Consider the following 20,138-nt stretch of genomic DNA (forward strand, 5'->3'; position numbering starts at 1 on the left):
CGCCGGCCGGAATCGGGGTACGGGTCAGGCGTTGTCGGCCATGGCGACGCCGGCCGCCTCGGCCCGGTCGAACCGGTCGTCGATGACGACGACCTCGCGGCCGGCGTTGGCCAGCAGCGACGCCGCGGCGGTGGCGCGGTAGCCGGAGCCGCAGTGCACCCAGACCGCGCCCGGCGGTACGTCGGCCAGCCGCGCGGGCAGCTCGGGCAGCGGGATGTGCACCGCGCCCTCGACGTGGCCGGCCTTCCACTCGTTGGTCATCCGTACGTCCAGGACGACCGCCGGGGCGGGCAGGCCGGCGGGGGTGTTGCCGCCGCGCGCCGCGGCGAGGGCGGGGAAGTCGGCCATCCGCAGCTCCCGGAGCTGCCCGGGCTCGGCCGCCCACCGCCCGGCCTCGCCGGTGGCCTGGGCGGCCGGCCGGTCGATGCCGATGCGGGCCAGTTCCCGCTGGGCGTCGGCGACCTGCTCCGGAGTCTCGGCGAGCAGGGTGACCGGGGTGCCCCAGTCGATCAGCCAGCCGAGCCAGGTGGACATCGGGCCGTCCAGCCCGAGACTCACGGTGCCGGCCAGGTGCGAGGCCGCGTAAGCCTTGCGGTGCCGCAGGTCCACCACCCACTCGCCGGCGGCGATCCGGTCGCGGAGCTGGGCCGCGTCCGCCCGGGTCGCCGGGGTGAGGTCCACCGCGGCCGGTCCGGCGCTGTTCGCCACGCCCATGTGGGCGTAGTACGCCGGGTAGGCGTCGAGGCTGGCGAGCGTCTCGGTGACGAACTGGTCGGCGGCGAGCCGCAGCACGGGGTTCGCCCGCTTCTCCCGGCCGATGGTGGAGTCGGGGGCGTCGGCCTGGCTGGCCGAGCAGAAGCTGCCGAAGCCGTGCGTGGGCCACACCTGGGCCCCGTCGGGGAGCAGGTCGGCCAGCCGCCGCGCCGAGGCGTGCTGCTGGTGGGCCAGCTCGTGGGCGTGCGCCTGGCCGAGCAGGTCGGTGCGCCCGGTCGTGCCGAACAGCAGCGATCCGCCGGTGAAGACGCCGGCCGGCTGCCAGCCGCCGTCCGCGGCCTCGTCGAGGACGTACGACAGGTGGTGGAAGGTGTGGCCGGGGGTCGCGAGCACGCGCAGCCGCAGGGTGTCGGAGACGGGCACCATGTCGCCGTCGGTGACCGGCACCCGGTCGAAGCCGACCTCGTCGGCCGCCGCCACGAGGTAGCGGGCGCCGGTGATCCGGGCCAGTTCGAGGCCGCCGGAGACGTAGTCGTTGTGGAGGTGCGTCTCCACCACGTGGGTGATCCGCACCCCCTGCGCCCCGGCGAGGTACAGGATCCGGTCGATGTCCCGCTGCGGGTCGACCACGATCCCCACCCGCCCGTCCGAGGCCAGGTAGCTGCGGTCCCCGAGCGAGGACGTCGCGATGACGGATACGTCGACTGCCATATGCCGTTCTCCTTCCATTTCCCATATACCCCCGGGGGTATGTGGGAGACAGACTTCGGCCCGGGTCTCGGGCGTGGGTTACCCACCCACGCCGCGCTCACGCGGCGTGGGTGGCGATTTCGTCGGTCAGGCCAGGGCCAGGAAGAGCTTCTCCAGCTCCTCCTCCGTCATCTCCGGCTCCTCGCCCCGGTCGCGGGCGGTGCCGCAGTGCCGCATCCCGGACGCGATGATCTTGAAGCCGGCCCGGTCGATGGCCTTGGAGACCGCGGCGAGCTGGGTCAGCGCCGCCCGGCAGTCCTCACCGTTCTCCATCATCTCGATGACGGCGTTGAGCTGGCCCCGGGCCCGCTTGAGCCGGGTCAGCGCCTCGCTGGTCATGGCGGGTTGAAGCTTCACAGCGTTACCTCCTGCGTTCAACATACCCCAGGGGGTACCGACTTCGCTACCGAATACCCCCGGGGGTATCGTCAACCTCAAGGGTCGCCTGCGGATTCCCGCCGATCGGTCAGATGCCCGCGGCGGCCACCCTTCTCACCTCCGGGAGGTCCCATGGCTCCGGTACGGCAGCACGAGGTCGTCATCGTCGGCGGTGGCACCGCCGGCATCAGCGTCGCCGCCCGGCTGCGCCGGGCGGGTGTGGGCGACATCGCCCTGATCGAGCCGGCCGAGCACCACTACTACCAACCGCTCTGGACGCTCGTGGGCGGCGGTCAGGCCACCGTGGCGGAAACCGTACGTCCGGAACGAAGGCTCATCCCCAAGGGCGTGACCTGGATTCGGGACCGGGCGGCCGGGGTCGACCCGGACAACCGGCACGTGGCGCTCGCCGGCGACGGGACCGTCGGTTACGACCAGCTCGTCATGGCGCCGGGGCTCCAGCTGGACTTCGAGGCGGTGCCCGGTCTCGCCGAGTCGGTGGGCACGCGCGGCGTGTCCAGCAACTACCGCGTCGACCTTGCCCCCCGTACGTGGGACTTCATCCGCGCCGTACGCGGCGGCACCGCGATCTTCACCATGCCGGCCGGCCCGATCAAGTGCGGCGGCGCGCCCCAGAAGATCGCCTACCTGGCGGCCGACTGGTGGCGCCGGCAGGGCGTGCTGAACGATGTGCGCGTCATCCTGGTGCTGCCCACGCCGACCATCTTCGGTCAGCCGGACTGGGCCAGGGCCCTCCACGGCGTGGCCGCGGGCTACGGCATCGAGGTGCGCTACGAGTCCCAGCTCGTCGAGGTCGACGGCGAGAGCCGGCGCGCCGTCATCCTCGACAGCGCCACCGGCACCAAGGAAACGGTCGACTACGAGCTGCTGCACGCCGTACCGCCGCAGAGCGCGCCGGACTGGCTGAAGGGCGGCCCGCTGGCCGACCCGGCGAGCCCGTTCGGCTATCTGGCGGTCGACCAGTACACGCTCCGGAGCGCCCGTTGGTCGGAGGTCTTCGCGCTGGGCGACGTGGCGAACCTGCCCACCTCGAAGACGGGCGCGGCCATCCGCAAGCAGGCGCCGGTGGTGGTGTCCAACCTGCTCGCGGCCCGCTGGGGCGAGCCGCTGCCGGGCCGGTACGACGGCTACACCTCCTGCCCGCTGGTCACCGCCCACAACCGGATGCTGCTCGCCGAGTTCGACTACGAGCAGAAGCCCAAGCCCAGCTTCCCGTTCATCGACACGATGCGGCCGCGCTACGACATGTGGCTGCTCAAGCGCTACGGCCTGCCCGCCATGTACTGGCACGGCCTGCTTCGCGGCCTGGCCTGACCGCCGGGTCCCCTCAATCACCGGCGGCCGGCCCCGCCCGGCCGGCATCATCTCCAGCGAGGAGAGCAGAACATGAGCTATGCGATGACGGTCCGCGTTTCCGCCGGGTTCGCCCCGACGGTTGAGCGCGTCCGGACGGCCCTGAAGGACCAGGGCTTCGGGGTGTTGACCGAGATCGACCTGCGGGCGACGCTGCGCGAGAAGCTCGGCGCCGACCTGACCGAGTACGTCATCCTGGGGGCCTGCAGCCCGCCCCTGGCGCACCGCGCCGTGCAGGCGGACCCGGCCATCGGCCTGCTCCTGCCGTGCAACGTCGTGGTTCGTGCCGAGGGGCCGGACAACACCCTGGTGCAGGCCATGGATCCCCAGGTCATGGTGCAGCTCAGTGACGCGCCCGAACTGCCGGCGGTCGCCGCCGAGGCCGGTGTCCGGCTGCGGGCCGCGCTGGACGCCGTGTCGAGCTGACCCGCGCCGGGGGGACGGGCGATCGGCCCGTACCCCCGCGTTCCGGGTCAGCGACCGGCGCCGCTGCCGGCCAGCTTCGTCCGCACCTCGTCCATGTCGAGGTCGCGGACCGACCGGATCACCTGCTCCAGTGCGGCGGCCGGCAGCGCACCGGGCTGGGCGAAGACCAGGACGCCGTCCCGGAAGGCCATCAGCGTCGGGATCGACCGGATCTGTGCGGCCGCGGCAAGGGCCTGCTCCGCCTCGGTGTCGACCTTGCCGAACACGATGTCCGGGTGCTGCTCGCTGGCCTTCTCGAAGACCGGCGCGAAGCTGCGGCAGGGGCCGCACCAGCTCGCCCAGAAGTCGACCAGGACGATCCCGTCCCGGTCGACGGTCTCCGCGAAGTCGGCCGCGGTCAGCGCCACGCTCGCCATGTCCCACCTCCGTGCATAGATGGCGTTCCATCACCGGCAACATACCCGCCCGGGTATCTATTCCGGTGGTCCCCATCACGCCGTCCGGGGCGGCGGGCGGTGTGCCGGTGCGATCGGGTTGCGCTAGTGTCGTCGCCAGATACCCCCGGGGGTATAGAGATGCCGAGGAGGAGATATGCGAGAGGTTGACCTGACCACCTTCGCCGCCGCCCACGCCGACGGGGCGACGGTGATCGACGTGCGGGAGCCCGTCGAGTACGTCGGGGGTCACGTTCCCGGCGCCCGGTGCATTCCGCTGGGTCACCTGCCCGCCAGCGCCAGGGGCCTGCCCCGCGGCGGCACGGTGTATGTCATCTGCGCCAGCGGCAACCGCAGCCAGGTGGCTGCCGAACTGCTCGAGCGTGCTGGCATCGACGCCCGGTCGGTCGCCGGCGGCACGGCAGCGTGGGTGCGCGCCGGTCACCCCCTGGCCGAGGGCAGCCGGGCCTGAGTCGAGCGTCCTGACCGTTCGGGACCTTCGGCCCGGAATATACCCCTGGGGGTATGCGCTACCGTTGGGGCATCGCCAGTCATCACTGCGAAGGAGTTCGACATGTTGTTCACCCAGTACTACCTGGACTGCCTGTCCCAGGCGTCGTACCTGATCGCCGACGACACCACCGGGCGGGCGGTGCTCGTCGACCCGCGCCGGGACATCGACGAGTACCTGACCGACGCCCGGGCCCACGGTCTGACCATCGAAGGGGTGATCAACACCCACTTCCACGCCGACTTCCTCGCCGGCCACCTTGAGGTGGCGGCCGCGACCGGCGCCTGGATCGGGTACGGGCGCCGGGCGGAGACCGAGTACCCGAGCCGCAAGCTCACCGACGGCGAGCGGATCAGCCTCGGCGACGTGACGCTGGAGATCATGGAGACCCCCGGGCACACCCCGGAGTCGATCAGCATCCTCGTCCACGCGCACGCCACCGACCCGGTGCCGTACGGGGTGCTGACCGGGGACGCGCTGTTCATCGGCGACGTGGGCCGGCCCGACCTGCTCGCCTCGCTCGGCGTGACCGCCGACCAGCTGGGCCGGATGCTCTACGACAGCGTCCAGCGCAAGCTGATGGGGCTGCCCGACGAGGTCCGGGTCTTCCCGGCGCACGGCGCGGGCTCGGCCTGCGGCAAGAACCTCTCCACCGAGCGGCAGTCCACCATCGGTGAGCAGCGGCGCACCAACTACGCCTGCGCCCCGATGAGCGAGGAGCAGTTCCTCGCCCTGGTCACCGGCGGCCAGCCCGCCGCGCCCGGCTACTTCGCCTTCGACGCGGTGCTCAACCGCAAGGCCCGCGAACTGTTCGACCACACCCGGGCCCCGCGCCCGCTCGACGCGACCGAGTTCGCCCGGGCCCGCGCCGAGGGCGCGGTGGTGGTGGACGCCCGCGACCCGCAGGAGTTCGCCGCCGGCCACGTCCGGGGCGCGATCAACATCCCCGCCGACGGCCGGTTCGCCGAGACCGCCGGCAGCGTGATCGCGCCGGACCGCGAGGTCCTCGTGGTGGCGCCGCAGGATCGGGAGGAGGAGATCGTCGTACGCCTCGCCCGGATCGGCTTCGACCACGTCGTCGGCTACCTGCGTGAGCCGGAGGGTGCCTTCCTCGAGATGGTCGCCGACCTGACCCGGGCCAGCCGGGTCACCGCCACCGACCTGCGCGCCGCGCTGGACGGCGGCACCGCGCCGGTCGTGCTGGACGTGCGCAACGCCGGTGAGCGCGAGCAGGGCGGCGTCGACGGCTCGCTGCACATCCCGCTGGCCGAGCTGCCCCGCCGCCTCGACGAGGTGCCGGCCGACCGGCCGGTCGTGGTGCACTGCGCGGGCGGGTACCGGTCCTCCGTCGCGGCCAGCCTGCTCCGCAACGCCGGCCGGGCGGACGTCTCCGACCTGCTCGGCGGGTACGGCGCCTGGCAGGCGCTGCACGCGGCGGTCTGACCGCCGGATCGCGGGTGACCGGGCAACCCCGGTCACCCGCCTCATGTCTGGAGAGAGATGACAGCGGCCTCCGTCGCGCCGAGGCTGGGACTGCGGACACGGAGGGTCCACAGGGGATGGACGGAACGTCTATCCTGTGCGCCGACGAACCCGGCGGAAGGGACGCGATGCCGTCGCGGCAGGACCAGCTGCACTCGTACCAGTTCACTATCCAGCGGGCGGTCGCGGCGCTGGTGATGCGGGAGACCGATCCGGCGCAGTCGCCGTTCCGGCGGCTGGCCGGCGCGGGCCTGGCCAGCGTGCTGGTCGCGGTGGTCGCGCTCGGCGGCGTCGCCCTGTACGGACTGTTCGCCGGCGGCGGCAGCTCCTGGCGCGACACCGGCGCGGTGATCGTGGAGAAGGAGTCCGGCGCGCGATTCGTCTACCGGGAGGAGAAGCTGCACCCGGTGCTCAACTACGCCTCCGCGCTGCTGATCATCGGGACCGAACGCCCGAAGACCGTCCTGGTCTCCCGCCGCGCGATCGACGGCGTGCCGCGCGGGCTGCCGCTCGGCATCGCCGACGCGCCGGACTCGCTGCCGGCCCCGGGCCGGCTCGTCACCGGCGCCTGGACGGTCTGTTCGGTCGCCGCCACCGAGCCCGGGCGCACCGGGGTCCGCTCGGCGCTGCTGATCGGGCGGGAGGCCACCGGCGGGCGGCCGCTCGGCGAGCAGGGACTGCTGCTGCGCCACCCGGACGGCAGCCTGCACCTGCTCTGGCACGACCGGCGCTACCTGCTGCGCGACACCGACCGGGTGCTGGCCGCGCTGGCCGCGACCCGGGAACGGGCCGTGCGGGTGGCCCCCGCGCTGCTCAACACCGTGCCGGCCGGCGCCGACCTGGCCCCGCCCGCGCTGCCCGGCCTGGGGGAGCGGTCCGACCGGGTCGACGACGCCACCGTCGGCGACGTCTACCTGGTCCGCAACTCCGGCGGCGGCCGGCAGTACGCGGTCGCCGAGCGGGACGGCCTGGCCGGCATCACCGAACTCCAGGCCGCTCTGCTGCTCGCCCGCACCGGACAGGGTGACCCGAAACCGATCACCCTCGGTCGGTTCGCCGCCCTGCCCAAGCTGCCGGACCGGGTGCCCACCGGGCCGACCGCGCCGCCGGCCGTACCGCCCCGGCTGGCCACCTCGGACGGCGGCGCGCTCTGCGTCCGGGTCGGCGACGACGCCGGCGTACGCGACATCCGGCTGGCGGTCACCCCGCCGGACCTCTCCGCCGCCGCGCGGACCACCGGCGGCGGTCTCGCCGACCAGGTGGTGGTCGAGCCGGGCCGGGGCGCGGTGGTCGAGTCGGCGGCGGCGCCGGGCGCCACCGGCGGCGCGGTCAGCGTCGTCACCGACCTGGGCCGGCGGTACGTGCTCTCCGGCGCGGACGTGCTCGGCATGCTGGGCTACCCCGGCGTCCGGCCGGTCCGGCTGCCGGCGAGCCTGGTGAGCCTGGTCCCGGCCGGCAGCCCGCTCGACCCGGCCGCCGCCCGCGCCGTCGCCGCCCCGGCCTGACCCGGGCCCGGGCGGTCTCCTTCGGGCCGCCGTCTCAGCGCGGCTTGCGCAGCACCGTCACCGCGAAGTCGGCGTCGTCCCGCCACGGCCGCAGGTCCCAGGTGGCGAAGCGGTGCTCGATCCGGAGCCCCGCCGCCACCGCGTCGGCGTCGAAGTCGGTGAGCGGGTAGCCCCGGTCGGTGCCGAAGCCGACCACCACCAGGCCGTCCGGTCGGACGTGCGCGGCGACTCGGGCCAGCACCGCCCGCTCGGTGCCCGGGGCCACGAAGGTCATCACGTTGCCGGCGACCACCGCCGCGTGGAACGGCTCGGGCTCGCCCTGCCCGGCCAGGTCCAGCTCGGCGAGGTCGGCGACCAGGAAACGGGGGCCGGGGTGGTCGGCGCGGGCGGCCTCGATCAGCGCCGGGTCGGCGTCCACGCCCACCACCGTGTGGCCGCGGGCGGCCAGCACCGCGGCGACCCGGCCGGTGCCGGTGCCGGCGTCCAGGATCCGCGAGCCCGGCGGGACGAGCGCGTCCAGCAGTCGGGCCTCGCCGGCCAGGTCCGCGCCCTCGGCGGCGAGCCGGCGGAACCGGTCGATGTACCACTGCGAGTGTCCTGGCTTCGTCTCGGTCACCCAGCGGGTCGGCTTGCCCATGCCGTCACGGTAACTGATCTTGTCGGGGCCGGCGCCGGGAACCCGGGCTCAGGTGACCGCGAGGAAGGTGGCGGCGGCGAGCGGAACGCCGGCGGCGGCACCGGCGACGACCTGCGGCCAGGTGTGGTCGCGCAGTTCGACCCGGGACCACGCGACCGCCGCGACCAGCGCCCAGCCGAGGTGCAGCGCCGGACCGAAGAGCAGCACCAGGACGGTGACGGAGGCGGCGGCGCAGGCGGCGTGGATGCTCAGCTTCCACCAGTGGTTCACCAGTGTGCACGCCGCGCCCACCACGAAGATCACCAGGATCATGGCGAACAGCACGGCCGGGGCGTGCAGCGCGGCGAGCAGGGTGAGCCCGACCGCCACCGAGGCCAGGCCGGTCAGCAGCGGGCGGGCCCGCTGGGTCCGGTCCCCGACGTGCCGGTCGCTCAGCGTGCCCCGGCGTACGCCGTGGACGAGCACGGCGATCGGGATGACAGCGCAGAACAGCAGCGCGGTGCCGCCCCAGAGCAGGAACTCCCGCACGGAGCGGCTGACCCGGACGGCGCCGACCAGGGGCATCGCGGTGACCAGGATGCCCGGGGCGAGGACCTCGGTGAGCAGCCGGGCAAGTCGGGCGCTGACTGTCCGTTCCGTGGTCGCTCGCACCGGGTCATCCTGTGGCCCGCAACCGCCAAGGTCAACTAGCCGGACCTCGATCCCTGGCCCCGGACCTGCTCATCAGGTCAGCGAATCAGTCCGACTCGACCAGGAGCCGGGCGTAGTTGGCCATCGACCGCTGGTAGCGCGGCAGGTGCTTGGCGAGCGCCCCGACGGCGATCGACACCGCCTCCCGCTCCCGGCCGACGCTGGTCAGCGCCAGCGCGAGCGTCGCGCTGACCGCGTCGTCGAGCTCGTCGGAGCCGCGCTCGCGCTCCTCGGTCAACAGCCGGACACTCTCCTCCGGCTGCCCCATGTTCCGCAGCGAGCTGGACAACTGGATCACCGAGCGCCGCCGGCGGATGCCGTCGATGCCCAGCTCCAGCGCCTTGCGATAGAGCGGAACCGCCTGGTCCGAATGGCCGGTCGAGTCCCAGGCGCCGGCCCGCTCGAACAGCGCCACCGGATGATCCGCCCCCAACTCGTCGGCGAGGGCGTCGACCCGCGCGCGGAACTCGTGCTCGTCCCAGTCGTCGGGTGCCGCGTTGAAGGCCGCCCACAGCTCCGCGTTGCGCTGCTCCCAATCGGCGCTCGGGTTCATCGTCGTTCTCCTCGTGATCCTCGGTTCAGCCGACAGACACTCTGCGGGCGCTGCTACCGTGGCCGCCAATGATTCGGCAGAGGCCGAATCTCCTCTTCTCCGGGGTGGTGCGGATGGCGGTCAGGCTGCGATTCAGCCCCGCCGACCTGCTGCGCTGCCGCTTCGCCATCTCACCCATGCTCGAGACGCTGTCCGCGGTGCGGCTGCTCTCCCCGCGCGAGGGCGTCGGCCCCCACCGCCGCTGGCTCGACACTCTCGACCCGCGGGAACTCGACCTGCGGCCGATCGCCCTGCTCCAGCCGCGTCGCGGCTACACCCCCGACTTCCTCTCGCCGCCTCCGATCGGCCCACATGCCCGGTTCGAGGACGAGCTCGCGGCCGTGGCGGCCACCGGCCATGATCGGGTACGCGCGGAGGTGCGGCGGTCACTGGCCGACACTCCGGGGGCGGCCGAGTCGGCGACCGGGAGGCTCCTGCTGGGCGACCCGGCCGTTGTCCTCCAGACGCTGGTCTCCCTCGTGCAGCAGGCCTGGGAGGTCCTGGTCGAACCGGTCTGGCCGCAGGTACGCGGGCTGCTCGACGCCGATGTGGGGTTCCAGAGCCGGCGGCTCGCCGAGGGTGGCCTGGACCGGTTGTTCGCCGAGCTGCATCCACGACTGCGCTGGAACAACGGCGTGCTGACCCGCGAGTACGGCGACGACGAGCATCGCGACCTGCGCGGCGAGGGAGTTGTCCTGGTGCCCAGCGCCTTCAAGTGGGATCAGGTCGTCGTCATCGTGGATCCGCCGTGGCAGCCCACCGTGATCTATCCGGCCCGGGGGCTCGGCACCCTCTGGCAGCCCCTGTCCACCGACCGGCACGCGGCGCTGGGTCGGTTGATCGGCAGGACCCGGGCGGCGCTGCTGCTCAGCCTCGACGAGCCGGCCAGCACGACCACCCTGGCCCACCGCCACGCGCTGGCGGCCGGGACGGTCTCCGAGCACCTGTCGGTGCTGCGCGACGCCGGGTTCGTCGCCGGGGAACGGCACCGGCACGAGATCCGCTACCGGCGTACGCCGCTCGGCGAGGCCGCGCTCGGTTAGGGCCCCCTCCTCGGGTGATGATCGGCTAGCCCTTCTCCGCGCCGCTGGTCAGCCCCTCGGTGAGCAGCCGTTCGCTGGCGAAGAAGAGGAGCACGATGGGCAGGGTGAGGATCACCGACCCGGCCATCAGCACGGTCTTCGGCACCTCGACCCCGTCGGAGAGCAGGGACAGCCCCAGCGAGACCGTCCACCGGTTGGGGCGGTCGACCAGGAAGAGAAGGGCGAAGAGGAACTCGTTCCAGGCGATCATGAAGTCGTACAGGGCGACCGCCATGACCGACGGCGCGGCCAGGGGCAGGCTGACCCGGCGGATGATGCCGAGCCGCCCGGCCCCGTCGATGGCGGCGGACTCCTCCAGGCTGACCGGGATGGTCTCGAAGTAGTTCCGGAGCATGTAGACCGAGACCGGCAGGGTCTGCGAGATGTAGACCAGCACCAGCCCGAACAGCGACCCGCGCAGCCCGGCCCGGGTGAAGACCACGAAGAGCGGGATCGCGATGACGATCGACGGGAACAGGTAGACGGCGAGGAAGAGCGCGTTGACCTGCCGGCGGCCGAAGAACCGCAGCCGGGACACCGCGTACGCGCCGGGGATGGCCACCAGCAGGGTGAGCGCCGTGGCGGAGAGCGCGACCAGGCCGCTGTTGCGGATGAAGGTGAGGAAGCCCTGGCCACCCTCCTCCACGGACTTCAGCACCTCGGCGTACGTGGCGACGGTCAGCTCGCCGAACGGCACCCACAGCGAGCCGGGGTCGAGCAGCAGCCGCTCGATGGGGCGGACCGAGAGCACCAGCATGTACCAGAACGGCAGCAGGGTGACGAGCAGGAAGACGGCGATGACCAGGCGGCGCAGCCAGCGCAGGCTCACCGTCTCGATCCGGTCCCGGTCCATCACGCCTCCCGTCGCCCGCTGAAGAAGCGCAGGTAGATCGCGACGAACACGATCAGCACCACGGCCAGCACGACCGCCTGGGCGGCCGCCGCGCCGATGTCCGTACGCGCGGTGAGGAACTGGTAGACCCGGACGCTGACCACCTCGGTGCCGGCGGAGCCGCCGGTGAGCAGGTAGACGTCGTCGAACTTGTTGAACGTCATGATGAACCGGAGCACCGCGAGCAGCGCGATCACCGGCATGAGCTGCGGCAGCAGGATGTGCCGGAACCGCTGGGTCGGGGTGGCCCCGTCCACCCGGGCCGCCTCCTCCAGCTCGGCCGGTACGGCCTGGAGCCGGGCCAGCAGGAACAGGAAGGCGAACGGGAAGTACCGCCACGCCTCGAACGCGATGACCGTCCAGAGCGCGGTGGACTCCTGGGACAGGAACGGGACCGGCTCGTCCCAGCCGAGGAACCGCCGCCCCCAGTCGTTGACGATGCCGAGCTGCGGGTCGAGCATCACCTGCCAGACGAAGGCCATGGCGACCACCGGCGCCACGTACGGCAGCAGCATGGACGCGCGGACCACGGTGCGGCCCGGGAACGGCCGGCGGACCACCAGCGCGGCGACCAGGCCGACGAGGATCGACCCGACGGTCCCGCCGAGGCTGTAGACCAGGGTGGTCCGGAGGGTGTCGGCGAACCCGGGGGTGTGCAGCACCCGGTCGAAGTTGTCCAGGGTCAGCTCGCCGGCGAGGCCGGTCCGGCGCAGGGTGGCCAGGCGTACCCGCTGGAAGGCCAGCACGACGGTCCAGACGATGGGGATGCCGATCACCGCGACCACGACGAGCAGGGTGGGGGTGACCAGCGCGAGCCCGGCGCGGGACTCGCGGCGGCGCAGGGTGAGCGGGCGTCCGCCGGGGCGGGGCCGCTCCCGGGTGGGGGAGCGGCCGGCCTCCGGTGCGGTGGTGGTCAATTGACGCCCTTGGCGATGGCCTCGACGTCCTGCTGCGCCCGCTTGGCGGCGGCCGCGGCGTCGGACTTCCCGGCGATCACGTCGGCGAGCGCCTTGGGCACCGGCAGCTCGCCGAGGATCGCGCCGACCAGCTTCCCCTGGCCCTGCGGGAGCCCCCAGCGCTGGAAGGTGTCCGGGCTCTTGCGCACGGTGGCGAGCACGTCGTCGCCGTAGACCGCGCCGAGCGGCTTCTTGACGTCCACTCCGGCCTCGCTGGTGTTCCAGGCGGCGAGGAACCTCTGCTTGTCCTCGGCGGTGCCGGTCCGCACCGGGACCCGCCCCTCCGGCGACATGCCGAACCAGCGGGTGTAGCCGTCGGAGAGCATGAACTCCACGAACGACTTCGCGGAGTCGGCCGCGCCGTCGAGCACCGACCAGGAGCTGATCTCGCCGTACTGGGCCGGCTCGGTGCCGTTCGGGCCCTTGATCGCGGTGACGAAGCCGCTGTTGCGCGCGAGGAAGGCCGGGTCGGACTGGCACTGCGGGCAGGTGGGCTTGGCGTCGTTGCGCAGCCCGGCCAGCTCGTCGAGGATGAACGGCGACCAGATCAGCATGGCCGCCTTGCCGGCGAAGTAGGTGGCCCGGGTGGTGTCCACGTCCTGCGCGCCCTTGACCGAGTGGGTGCGCATCAGGTCGCCGTAGAAGCGGAACGCCTCGACGCACTCGGGGGAGTCCAGCGTCACCTTCCCGGCGTCGTCGGTGAGCTGGCAGTTGTTGGCCAGGGCCAGGTGCTCGAAGGTCTGCTGGGTGAAGACGTCGCCGGGGGCGGTCGCCGCGGTGATGCCGGCGACGCCGCCGGTGTTCAGCTTCGCCGCCGCGGCGGCGATCTTCTCGTACGTGTCGGGGGCGGGCAGGCCGGCGGCGGCGAACAGGTCCTTGCGGTAGACGAGCAGCTGGCCCCACCCGTCGCTGGGCACGGCGAGCTGCTTGCCGTCCTCGCTGGTCAGCTCCAGGGAGCGCGGTGCGAAGGTGTCCTTCCCGAGCTTGTCCACGACCGCCCGGTTGGCGTCCGGGTCGACCAGGTCGTTGCCGGAGAGGGTGCGCACACCGGCGAGCGAGACCGAGCCGACCACGTCGGGCAGGTCGCCGGCGGCGGCGCTGGAGGCGATCAGGGAGGGGAACTGGTCCTCGTTGACGGTGACCAGGTTGACCTTCACCCCGGTCTTCGCGGTGTAGTCGGCGATGATCGCCTTGGTGGCGGTGACCCGGTCCGCCACGTCCTCCAGGCTCCACACCGTTAGCTGGGAACTGTCGGATTTCGGCTCGTCGTCTCCGCAGGCCAGCAGGGTTGTCCCGACAAATGCCATGATCAGGGAAGAGGCGAGGATCCGCATCGAGGGCGATGACATCGGTGGCACTCCTCTCGAAGGGTACATCAGGGATTCAACCCCCTCGATTGATCGTTTACAAGACATTTACCAATATTTCGGTTTAGAATCGGGTCCGGCACTTCCCTCGGAGCGACGCCATGGCCAACTGGGTTGTCTCTCTGGCCGGGCCCCGGCGTGTGAGCCTCGAGCCCTGCCCCCCGGACCCGCTCGGCCCGGGCCAGATCCGCGTCCGCACCTGCTACTCGGGCATCTCCGCCGGCACCGAGCTGACCCTCTACCGGGGCAGCAACCCCCGGCTCAGCAAGGACTGGGACGACGCCGCCCGGATGTTCGTGCCCCGGCAGGCCGCACCCGCCTACCCGGTGGTCGGCTTCGGCTACGAGGAGGTCGGCGAGGTCGTCGAGGTCGCCCCGGACGTCGGCGACCGCCGCCCTGGGCAGGTCGTCTGGGGGATCTGGGGACACCGCGCGGAGGCCGTCCTGGCCGCCGGCGCGGTCACCCCGCTCGCGCCCGGGCTCGACCCGCTCGCCGCCGTCTTCGCCCGCCCCGGCGCCATCGCGCTGACCGCGGTGCTCGCCGGTGACCTGCACCTCGGCGACTGGGTGGGGGTCTTCGGGCAGGGCGTGATCGGGCTGCTCGGCACCCGGCTCGCCGTCCTCTCCGGAGCCCGGGTGGTCGCCGTCGACCGGGTGCCGGCCCGGCTCGACCACGCCGCCCGGTTCGGTGCCCGCCGGGTGGTCGACGCCGCCACCGACTCGGCCGCCACGGTGCTGCGCGCGGTCACCGACGGGCGCGGCGCCGACGTCTGCCTGGAGCTGTCCGGGTCGTACCCGGCGCTGCACGAGGCGATCCGGGCCACCACCCACGCCGGCCGGGTCGTCGCCGCCGGCTTCTACCAGGGGTACGCCCACGGGCTGGGGCTCGGCGAGGAGTTCCACCACAACCGGATCCAGCTGGTGGCGGCCCAGGTCTCCGGGCCGACCCCGGCACCCGGCACGGCCGGCCGGTGGACCGGGACCCGGATCGCCCGGACCTTCATGGACCTGGTGGCCGAGGGCAGCGTCGACCCGCTGCCGCTGGTGAGCCACGTCGTCGACGCGGGCGCGGTGGCCGACGCGCTGGCGTTGCTCGACCGCGGTGACGGTGACGTCCTCCAAGTCGTGCTGAGGTTTCCATGACCATCCCACTCGCCTGCCAGGAGCAACTGCTGCCCGGCGCCCGCCTGTCCGACAAGTACGCCCTCGCCGTCTCCCTCGGCTACCAGGGCATCGAGCTGCGCGGCCGGGGCGACCTGGCGTTCGCCCGCCGGCTGCCGGAGCTGCGCCGGGCCCGCGCCGACGGGGTGGTCATGCCGACCGTCTGCGTCGAGATGGACCACTTCATCGGCGACTTCGACCCGGAACGGTCGCGGGACGCGGTCCGCAACCTCCGCTCCCAGCTCTCGGTGATCGCCGAACTCGGCGGGATCGGCGCGATGACCCCCGCCGCCTGGGGGATGTTCTCCCGCCGGCTGCCGCCGTTCGAGCCGCCCCGCCCGCCGGAGGGTGACCGGCAGGTGCTCCTCGACGCCCTGGGCGAGCTGGGCGAGCACGCCCGCGCCGAGGGGGTCACCCTGTTCCTCGAACCCCTCAACCGGTACGAGGACCACATGGTCAACCGCCTCGACGACGCGGTCGCCCTGTGCCGGGCCGTCGGCCTGCCCTCGGTGCGCGTGGTCGCCGACACCTTCCACATGAACATCGAGGAGGACGACGTCCACGCGGCGCTGCGCGCGGCCGCGCCGTACCTCGGGCACGTGCAGGTCAGCGACTCCAACCGGTACCAGCCGGGGGCCGGGCACCTGGACTGGGCGGCGCTGCTGCGTACTCTCGACGACCTCGGCTATCCCGGGTGGCTGGCCCTGGAGTGCCGGCTGCGCGGGGAGCCGGTCGCCGCCCTGCGGCAGGCCGCCACGGTGCTCACCCAGGCCGGGCCGAGACGGGCGGCGGCGTGACCGGCGGCACCCCGGCGGGGGCGGCGTCGCTGCGCGCCGGCGGCGCGGAACGCTCCGCCCTGCTCCGCCGGCTGGCCGTCACCACCCTCGACGCCAACTGGGAACACGACCACACCGTCCCGTCGCGCACCCTCTACCCGCACCAGTGGAGCTGGGACTCGGCGTTCATCGCGATCGGGCTGGCGCACGTGCGCCCCGACCGGGCCTGGCGGGAGCTGCGGACGCTCTTCGCCGCCCAGTGGGCCGACGGGCGGGTGCCGCACATCGTATTCAACCCCTCGGTGCGGGCCGGCGCGTACTTCCCGGGGCCGGAGTTCTGGGACTCGGGCCGCGCCGCGGGCGCCCCGGCCGGGGCCACCTCGGGGATCGTCCAGCCGCCGGTGCACGCCCCGGCCGCCTGGCTGGTGCACCGCCGGGCACCGTCGGAGGCGTCGGTGCGGGCGTTGCGGTGGCTCTACCCGCGGCTGGTCGCCCAGCAGCGCTACCTGACCGGGCCGCGCGACGTCGGCGGGGGCGGGCTGGCCTGCATCGTGCACCCGTGGGAGTCCGGGTTGGACAACAGCCCCGCCTGGGACGAGCCGATGGCCGCGGTGCCCGCCGACGCCGCCGTGATGCGCGCGTACCGTCGGCACGACACCGCGCACGCCGACGCGGCGCACCGCCCCACGGACCTCGACTACGCCCGCTACGTCGCGATCGTCGACGCCTACCGGGCGGGCCGCTACCAGGACCAGGGCCTGCCCGGACGGCATCCGTTCCTGGTGGAGTGCCCGCTGGTCAACGCGGCGCTCGGGGCGGCCGAGCACGCCCTGGCCCGGATCGCCGGCGTGGTCGGCGCCGACCCGGGGTCGCACCGCGAGCGCGCGGCGCGGATCACCGAGGCCCTGGTGGACCGGCTCTACGACCCGGTCACCGGCACCTTCCACCCCCGGGACCTGCGCACCGACCGGCTCGTCCCGGCGCGGACGGTGCTCGGGCTGATGCCGCTGATCCTGCCCGACCTGCCGGCCGGCCAGGTCCGGGCGGTGCTCGCCGAGGCGTGCTCGCCCCGCTTCGGCCTGGCCGCCCGGATGGACCGCCCGCTGCCCACGTACGACCGCACCGCGCCGGACTTCGAGCCACTGCGATACTGGCGCGGCCCGAGCTGGCTGAACATCGGCTGGCTGCTCTGGCGCGGGCTGCGCGCCCACCACCGGCCCGACCTGGCCGCCGGGCTGCGCGAGTCGATGTTCGAGCTGGTCGCCCGCAGCGGCTGCCACGAGTACTTCCACCCGGACACCGGCGCCGGCCTCGGCTCACCGGCGTTCAGCTGGACCGCCGCGCTGCTGCTGGACGCCCTCGCCGAAGGGTGAGCCGCCGGCGTCGAACCGACGCCGGCGGCTCACCCGGCACCCCGTCAGGCGATGCCGGCCGGGGTCGTCGCGCCCGCCCGCAGCGCGGACATCGGGGCGTCGTCGATCGCGTACCCGAGCGCGTCGACCACCTCCACCACACCGCTCACCTGGCGGGTCAGGCGCAGCGCGAGGTGCACCGTCGACCAGCGGTCGAGCTGGCCGGTGAGGGTCACCACCCCGCCCGCCACGGTCACGTCGACCACGCGGTCAGGCACGCCGAGCGTGTGGCGCAGCACCTCGTCCACCACGTCGCGGCGGATGTCGGCGTCCGGTCGCAGGTGCACCTTCAGCAGGTCGCCGCGGGTCACGATGCCGACCAGCCGGCCGAGGTCGTCGACCACCGGCAGCCGCTTCACGTGCCGCTCGTCCATGATCCGGGCCGCCGCGACCAGCGAGGCGTCCGGCCGCACGGTGACCGGGGGAGCGGTCATCAGATCGGCGGCCAGGGTGGCGCCGGCCTTGGCCCGGGCCTCCCGCCGGTGCCGGTTGGGGAGGATCCGCCGCTCCTGCGGCTGCCCCAGCAGCTCCACCTTGTACAGCAGGTCCGCCTCGGAGACCACACCGAGCACCTGCCGCGCCCCGTCCACCACCGGCACCGCCGTCACATGCCGGCCGGTCAGCACGTCGACGATCTCCCGGTACGCCGTGCCCTCCCGTACCGACGCCACGTCGGTGGTCATCACGTCCTGGACCTGCCACGTACGCATGGCTGCCTCCTTGCTTCCGGCTTCCACGCTAGGCACGGGGGGCGGCCGGGAGCAGGGGCGCAGGGACCGCCCGGCCGGGCCGGAAGTCCCGGGCCGGCGCGTTGGTCAGCCCGCCGGCACCACCTCGACGTCCGCCGACGGCTGGGCCGGCACGGCCGCCGCGTCGGCGGGCGGGTCCGGGACCAGCAGCTCGGCCGGCACCGGCTCCACCTCGACCCGGCAGTCGTGGAACGTCGGTCCGCCGCCCAGGTCCGTGTCGCGGACCGCGGTGACCGCGTTGACGGTGGCCCGTCCCGGGCTCAGCCGCGCCCAGTACGCCTTGTAGGTGAAGGCCAGCCCCGGCCGGGTCGCCTCGTCCACGGCGACCGCCGCCAGGAACGCGCCCCGGTCGTTGCGGACCCGCACCGCGTCGCCGTCGGCCAGGCCGCGCGCCGCCGCGTCGTCCGGGTGCAGGTGCACGCGGGGCGGCCCTGTCCGCTTCGTGTGCCAGGGCAGCGAGGCGAAGGTGGAGTTCATCAGGAACCGCCCGGCCGGCGCGAGCAGCACCAGCGGGAACCGGCGGGCCAGCGCCGCGTCGCCGGCCTCCGCCGGCGGGGTGAAGCCGGGCAGGGGATCCACCCCGAACCGGGCCAGCGACGGGTCGTGCAGCCGGGCCCGCCCGTCGGGGGTCGGGAAGCCGCCCTCGGCGTACGGGGCCGACCCGACCGCCACCCCGGTGGTCCGGGCGTACGTCCGCTCGCGCAGCTCCTCGAAGCTGACCGGGGTGTCCCGCAGCAGCTGCCGGGCGAGCTCCTCGTCGCTGTCCCGCAGCCGGGGGTGGTCGATCCCGAGGGCGGCGGCGATCCGCCGGAAGATCTCGGTGTTCGGCAGCGCCTCGCCGGGCGCCTCGGTGACCGGCAGGTTGAGGGTCGTGTAGTGGTGCCCGTAGGAGGAGTGCAGGTCGAGGTGCTCCGGCTGCATGGTGGCCGGCAGCACCACGTCGGCGTAGTCGCAGGTGTCGGTCCAGCGCTGCTCCAGCACCACGGTGTGCAGGTCGTCCCGGCGCAGGCCGGCGAGCAGCCGGTGCTGGTCGGGAGCGGTGGCGGCCGGGTTGGCGTTGAACACCACGAGCGAGGTCACCGGCGGGTCGGCCTCCCCGGTCAGCACCGCGGCGAGCCGGCTCATGTTCAGCGACCGGGCGGGCTGGGCGGGCATGCCCGGCGGCCGGATCACCGGGCCCTCGTCGATCGGGTGATGCCCGCTGGTGGAGACGAGCGCGCCCCCGCCCGGGTACCGGAAGTCGCCGGTGACCAGCGGCAGCGCGCAGATCGCCCGGATCGCCTGGCCGGCGCCGCGGTGCCGTTGCAGCCCGAGCCCGACCCGCACCGCGGTGGGCCGGGTGGTGGCGATCCGCTCCGCGAGCCGGCGGACCACCTCGACGGGGAGGCCGCACTCGGCGGCGGCCCGCTCCACCGGCCACTCGCCGAGCCGGGCCCGCAGCTCCGGCCAGCCCACGGTGTGCGCGGCCAGCCACTCCTCGTCGGCCGCGCCGGCGTCGAGGACGCCGCGCATCAGGCCGAGCGCCAGCGCCGCGTCGGTGCCGGGCAGCGGGGCGACGTGCTCGTCGCTGCGCGCCGCGGTGTCGGTGCGCAGCGGGTCGATCGTCACCAGGTACGCGCCCCGCTCCCGGGCCTGCTGCACGAACGGCCACAGGTGCAGGTTGGTGGCGAGCGGGTTGGCGCCCCAGAGCACGATCAGCCTCGCGTCCACGATGGACTCCGGCTCGAAGCCGACGGAGGCGCCGTAGATCGAGCCCAGCGCCGCCCGCGCCGCCGCCGTGCAGATGGTGGTGTCCAGCCGGGACGCGCCCAGGTACGCGAAGAGCCGCGGGCCCATCGTCCAGCCCTGCACGTGCCCCATGGTGCCGGCGAAGTAGTAGGGGAGGACCGCCTCCGGGCCGTCCCGCTCGATGCTGGCCCGCAGCCCGGCAGCCACCCGCGCGACCGCCTCGTCCCAGCTCGCCGGCCGGTAGGAGACCCGGCCGACCCCCTTCGGCCCGGTCCGGACGTACGGGGTGGTCAGCCGGTCGGGCCCGTTGACCGCGTCGAGGTAGCGGTTGACCTTGCCGCAGAGCGCGCCCCGGGTGAACGGGTGGTCGCGGTCGCCGCGCAGCGCGACGGCCCGACCGTCCTCCACGGTGAGCTGCCAGACGCAGGTGTCCGGGCAGTCCAGCGGGCAGGCGCCGGGATGGGTGGTACGGGCCATGCGGCGAGCCTACCGACCCCCTGGTTAGGGTGGGCCCCGCAGTCGA

Annotated in this window: 20 protein-coding genes; 9 read left to right on the plus strand and 11 right to left on the minus strand. The window is 73.8% G+C overall.

All coding sequences use genetic code 11. The annotated features are described in order from the left end of the window. Positions 1-24: 24 nt before the first annotated feature. Both ACGFI9_RS29385 and ACGFI9_RS29390 read right to left on the minus strand, forming a co-directional pair. A complete protein-coding gene (locus tag ACGFI9_RS29385; protein ID WP_393183004.1) occupies positions 25-1,425 on the minus strand; it encodes a rhodanese-like domain-containing protein in 1,401 nt (466 codons plus the stop codon). Positions 1,426-1,551: 126 nt separating this feature from the next. Beyond that, the gene (locus ACGFI9_RS29390; RefSeq protein ID WP_265009040.1) at positions 1,552-1,821 is read right to left on the minus strand and encodes a metal-sensitive transcriptional regulator; all 270 of its coding nucleotides are present in this window, start codon (positions 1,819-1,821) and stop codon (positions 1,552-1,554) included. A gap of 153 nt (positions 1,822-1,974) precedes the next feature. On the opposite strand from ACGFI9_RS29390, the gene ACGFI9_RS29395 reads away from it, so the two are divergent. Both ACGFI9_RS29395 and ACGFI9_RS29400 read left to right on the plus strand, forming a co-directional pair. Next, positions 1,975-3,177 (plus strand): FAD-dependent oxidoreductase, encoded by a 1,203-nt coding sequence (locus ACGFI9_RS29395; protein WP_393183007.1) that lies wholly within the window; start codon positions 1,975-1,977, stop codon positions 3,175-3,177. A gap of 72 nt (positions 3,178-3,249) precedes the next feature. Further along, positions 3,250-3,642 (plus strand): DUF302 domain-containing protein, encoded by a 393-nt coding sequence (locus tag ACGFI9_RS29400; protein WP_393183009.1) that lies wholly within the window; start codon positions 3,250-3,252, stop codon positions 3,640-3,642. 47 nt (positions 3,643-3,689) lie between these two features. Here the strand turns inward: ACGFI9_RS29400 and trxA are convergent, their stop codons facing one another. Next, positions 3,690-4,058, minus strand: coding sequence for a thioredoxin (gene trxA / locus ACGFI9_RS29405; protein WP_393183010.1), 369 nt, complete (start codon positions 4,056-4,058; stop codon positions 3,690-3,692). 175 nt (positions 4,059-4,233) lie between these two features. Here trxA and ACGFI9_RS29410 point away from each other — a divergent pair, with 175 nt between their 5' ends. The 3 genes from ACGFI9_RS29410 to eccB all read left to right on the plus strand — a co-directional run bounded on the left by ACGFI9_RS29410 (position 4,234) and on the right by eccB (position 7,574). Continuing rightward, entirely contained in the window at positions 4,234-4,548 is a 315-nt protein-coding gene (locus ACGFI9_RS29410; protein WP_393183012.1) for a rhodanese-like domain-containing protein, read from the plus strand. Positions 4,549-4,650: 102 nt separating this feature from the next. Then, positions 4,651-6,030 (plus strand): rhodanese-like domain-containing protein, encoded by a 1,380-nt coding sequence (locus tag ACGFI9_RS29415; protein ID WP_393183014.1) that lies wholly within the window; start codon positions 4,651-4,653, stop codon positions 6,028-6,030. Positions 6,031-6,197: 167 nt separating this feature from the next. Then, positions 6,198-7,574: a type VII secretion protein EccB gene (gene eccB, locus ACGFI9_RS29420; protein ID WP_393183016.1), complete on the plus strand. Its 1,377-nt coding sequence runs from the start codon at positions 6,198-6,200 to the stop codon at positions 7,572-7,574. 34 nt (positions 7,575-7,608) lie between these two features. On the opposite strand, the gene ACGFI9_RS29425 is transcribed toward eccB, so the two are convergent. The 3 genes from ACGFI9_RS29425 to ACGFI9_RS29435 form a co-directional block, all read right to left on the minus strand. After that, positions 7,609-8,211 carry a class I SAM-dependent methyltransferase gene (locus ACGFI9_RS29425; RefSeq protein WP_393183018.1) on the minus strand — a complete coding sequence of 201 codons (603 nt, stop codon included), beginning with the start codon at positions 8,209-8,211 and terminating at the stop codon, positions 7,609-7,611. A 48-nt stretch (positions 8,212-8,259) separates the two neighbouring features. Then, positions 8,260-8,862 (minus strand): phosphoesterase PA-phosphatase, encoded by a 603-nt coding sequence (locus ACGFI9_RS29430; RefSeq protein WP_393183020.1) that lies wholly within the window; start codon positions 8,860-8,862, stop codon positions 8,260-8,262. Positions 8,863-8,947: 85 nt separating this feature from the next. Beyond that, positions 8,948-9,454, minus strand: coding sequence for a tetratricopeptide repeat protein (locus ACGFI9_RS29435; RefSeq protein ID WP_393183022.1), 507 nt, complete (start codon positions 9,452-9,454; stop codon positions 8,948-8,950). 68 nt (positions 9,455-9,522) lie between these two features. Between ACGFI9_RS29435 and ACGFI9_RS29440 the strand changes: the two genes are divergently transcribed. Continuing rightward, positions 9,523-10,536, plus strand: a complete 1,014-nt coding sequence (locus ACGFI9_RS29440; protein WP_393183024.1) for a DUF5937 family protein — start codon at positions 9,523-9,525, stop codon at positions 10,534-10,536. A 25-nt stretch (positions 10,537-10,561) separates the two neighbouring features. On the opposite strand, the gene ACGFI9_RS29445 is transcribed toward ACGFI9_RS29440, so the two are convergent. Genes ACGFI9_RS29445 through ACGFI9_RS29455 form a run of 3 tightly spaced genes read right to left on the minus strand, consistent with a single transcriptional unit; the run spans position 10,562 to position 13,772 of the window. Beyond that, positions 10,562-11,428 carry a carbohydrate ABC transporter permease gene (locus ACGFI9_RS29445; protein ID WP_393183025.1) on the minus strand — a complete coding sequence of 289 codons (867 nt, stop codon included), beginning with the start codon at positions 11,426-11,428 and terminating at the stop codon, positions 10,562-10,564. Continuing rightward, positions 11,428-12,384, minus strand: coding sequence for a carbohydrate ABC transporter permease (locus ACGFI9_RS29450; RefSeq protein WP_393183027.1), 957 nt, complete (start codon positions 12,382-12,384; stop codon positions 11,428-11,430). The genes ACGFI9_RS29445 and ACGFI9_RS29450 overlap by 1 nt, the downstream gene beginning before the upstream one ends. Beyond that, positions 12,381-13,772, minus strand: a complete 1,392-nt coding sequence (locus ACGFI9_RS29455; protein WP_393183029.1) for an ABC transporter substrate-binding protein — start codon at positions 13,770-13,772, stop codon at positions 12,381-12,383. The genes ACGFI9_RS29450 and ACGFI9_RS29455 overlap by 4 nt, the downstream gene beginning before the upstream one ends. 119 nt (positions 13,773-13,891) lie before the next feature. On the opposite strand from ACGFI9_RS29455, the gene ACGFI9_RS29460 reads away from it, so the two are divergent. The 3 genes from ACGFI9_RS29460 to ACGFI9_RS29470 are packed head-to-tail and all read left to right on the plus strand — an operon-like array spanning position 13,892 to position 17,099. Next, complete coding sequence (locus tag ACGFI9_RS29460) at positions 13,892-14,932, plus strand: zinc-binding alcohol dehydrogenase (protein WP_393183031.1); 1,041 nt, start codon at positions 13,892-13,894, stop codon at positions 14,930-14,932. Next, positions 14,929-15,747 (plus strand): sugar phosphate isomerase/epimerase family protein, encoded by an 819-nt coding sequence (locus ACGFI9_RS29465; RefSeq protein WP_393183032.1) that lies wholly within the window; start codon positions 14,929-14,931, stop codon positions 15,745-15,747. The genes ACGFI9_RS29460 and ACGFI9_RS29465 overlap by 4 nt, the downstream gene beginning before the upstream one ends. Next, entirely contained in the window at positions 15,744-17,099 is a 1,356-nt protein-coding gene (locus ACGFI9_RS29470; RefSeq protein WP_393183034.1) for a hypothetical protein, read from the plus strand. The genes ACGFI9_RS29465 and ACGFI9_RS29470 overlap by 4 nt, the downstream gene beginning before the upstream one ends. Positions 17,100-17,143: 44 nt before the next feature. Here the strand turns inward: ACGFI9_RS29470 and ACGFI9_RS29475 are convergent, their stop codons facing one another. Then, on the minus strand, positions 17,144-17,848 hold the full coding sequence (locus tag ACGFI9_RS29475; protein ID WP_393183035.1) for a CBS domain-containing protein: 705 nt from the start codon (positions 17,846-17,848) through the stop codon (positions 17,144-17,146). Positions 17,849-17,953: 105 nt separating this feature from the next. Then, a complete protein-coding gene (locus ACGFI9_RS29480) occupies positions 17,954-20,092 on the minus strand; it encodes a molybdopterin-dependent oxidoreductase (protein WP_393183037.1) in 2,139 nt (712 codons plus the stop codon). Between the last annotated feature and the right edge of the window lie 46 nt (positions 20,093-20,138).

This window comes from Micromonospora sp. NPDC048930 (genome assembly GCF_043197935.1).
GTDB lineage: Bacteria > Actinomycetota > Actinomycetes > Mycobacteriales > Micromonosporaceae > Micromonospora.

What these genes read in the sequence shown, in the direction of transcription:
- ACGFI9_RS29475 (WP_393183035.1), bottom strand. Translation starts at nt 17,848, where the DNA reads ATGCGTACGTGGCAGGTCCAGGACGTGATGACCACCGACGTGGCGTCG.
- ACGFI9_RS29435 (WP_393183022.1), bottom strand. Translation starts at nt 9,454, where the DNA reads ATGAACCCGAGCGCCGATTGGGAGCAGCGCAACGCGGAGCTGTGGGCG.
- ACGFI9_RS29415 (WP_393183014.1), top strand. Translation starts at nt 4,651, where the DNA reads ATGTTGTTCACCCAGTACTACCTGGACTGCCTGTCCCAGGCGTCGTAC.
- ACGFI9_RS29465 (WP_393183032.1), top strand. Translation starts at nt 14,929, where the DNA reads ATGACCATCCCACTCGCCTGCCAGGAGCAACTGCTGCCCGGCGCCCGC.
- ACGFI9_RS29385 (WP_393183004.1), bottom strand. Translation starts at nt 1,425, where the DNA reads ATGGCAGTCGACGTATCCGTCATCGCGACGTCCTCGCTCGGGGACCGC.
- eccB (WP_393183016.1), top strand. Translation starts at nt 6,198, where the DNA reads ATGCCGTCGCGGCAGGACCAGCTGCACTCGTACCAGTTCACTATCCAG.
- ACGFI9_RS29460 (WP_393183031.1), top strand. Translation starts at nt 13,892, where the DNA reads ATGGCCAACTGGGTTGTCTCTCTGGCCGGGCCCCGGCGTGTGAGCCTC.
- ACGFI9_RS29410 (WP_393183012.1), top strand. Translation starts at nt 4,234, where the DNA reads ATGCGAGAGGTTGACCTGACCACCTTCGCCGCCGCCCACGCCGACGGG.
- ACGFI9_RS29395 (WP_393183007.1), top strand. Translation starts at nt 1,975, where the DNA reads ATGGCTCCGGTACGGCAGCACGAGGTCGTCATCGTCGGCGGTGGCACC.
- trxA (WP_393183010.1), bottom strand. Translation starts at nt 4,058, where the DNA reads ATGGCGAGCGTGGCGCTGACCGCGGCCGACTTCGCGGAGACCGTCGAC.
- ACGFI9_RS29440 (WP_393183024.1), top strand. Translation starts at nt 9,523, where the DNA reads ATGATTCGGCAGAGGCCGAATCTCCTCTTCTCCGGGGTGGTGCGGATG.
- ACGFI9_RS29455 (WP_393183029.1), bottom strand. Translation starts at nt 13,772, where the DNA reads ATGTCATCGCCCTCGATGCGGATCCTCGCCTCTTCCCTGATCATGGCA.
- ACGFI9_RS29480 (WP_393183037.1), bottom strand. Translation starts at nt 20,092, where the DNA reads ATGGCCCGTACCACCCATCCCGGCGCCTGCCCGCTGGACTGCCCGGAC.
- ACGFI9_RS29445 (WP_393183025.1), bottom strand. Translation starts at nt 11,428, where the DNA reads ATGGACCGGGACCGGATCGAGACGGTGAGCCTGCGCTGGCTGCGCCGC.
- ACGFI9_RS29425 (WP_393183018.1), bottom strand. Translation starts at nt 8,211, where the DNA reads ATGGGCAAGCCGACCCGCTGGGTGACCGAGACGAAGCCAGGACACTCG.
- ACGFI9_RS29400 (WP_393183009.1), top strand. Translation starts at nt 3,250, where the DNA reads ATGAGCTATGCGATGACGGTCCGCGTTTCCGCCGGGTTCGCCCCGACG.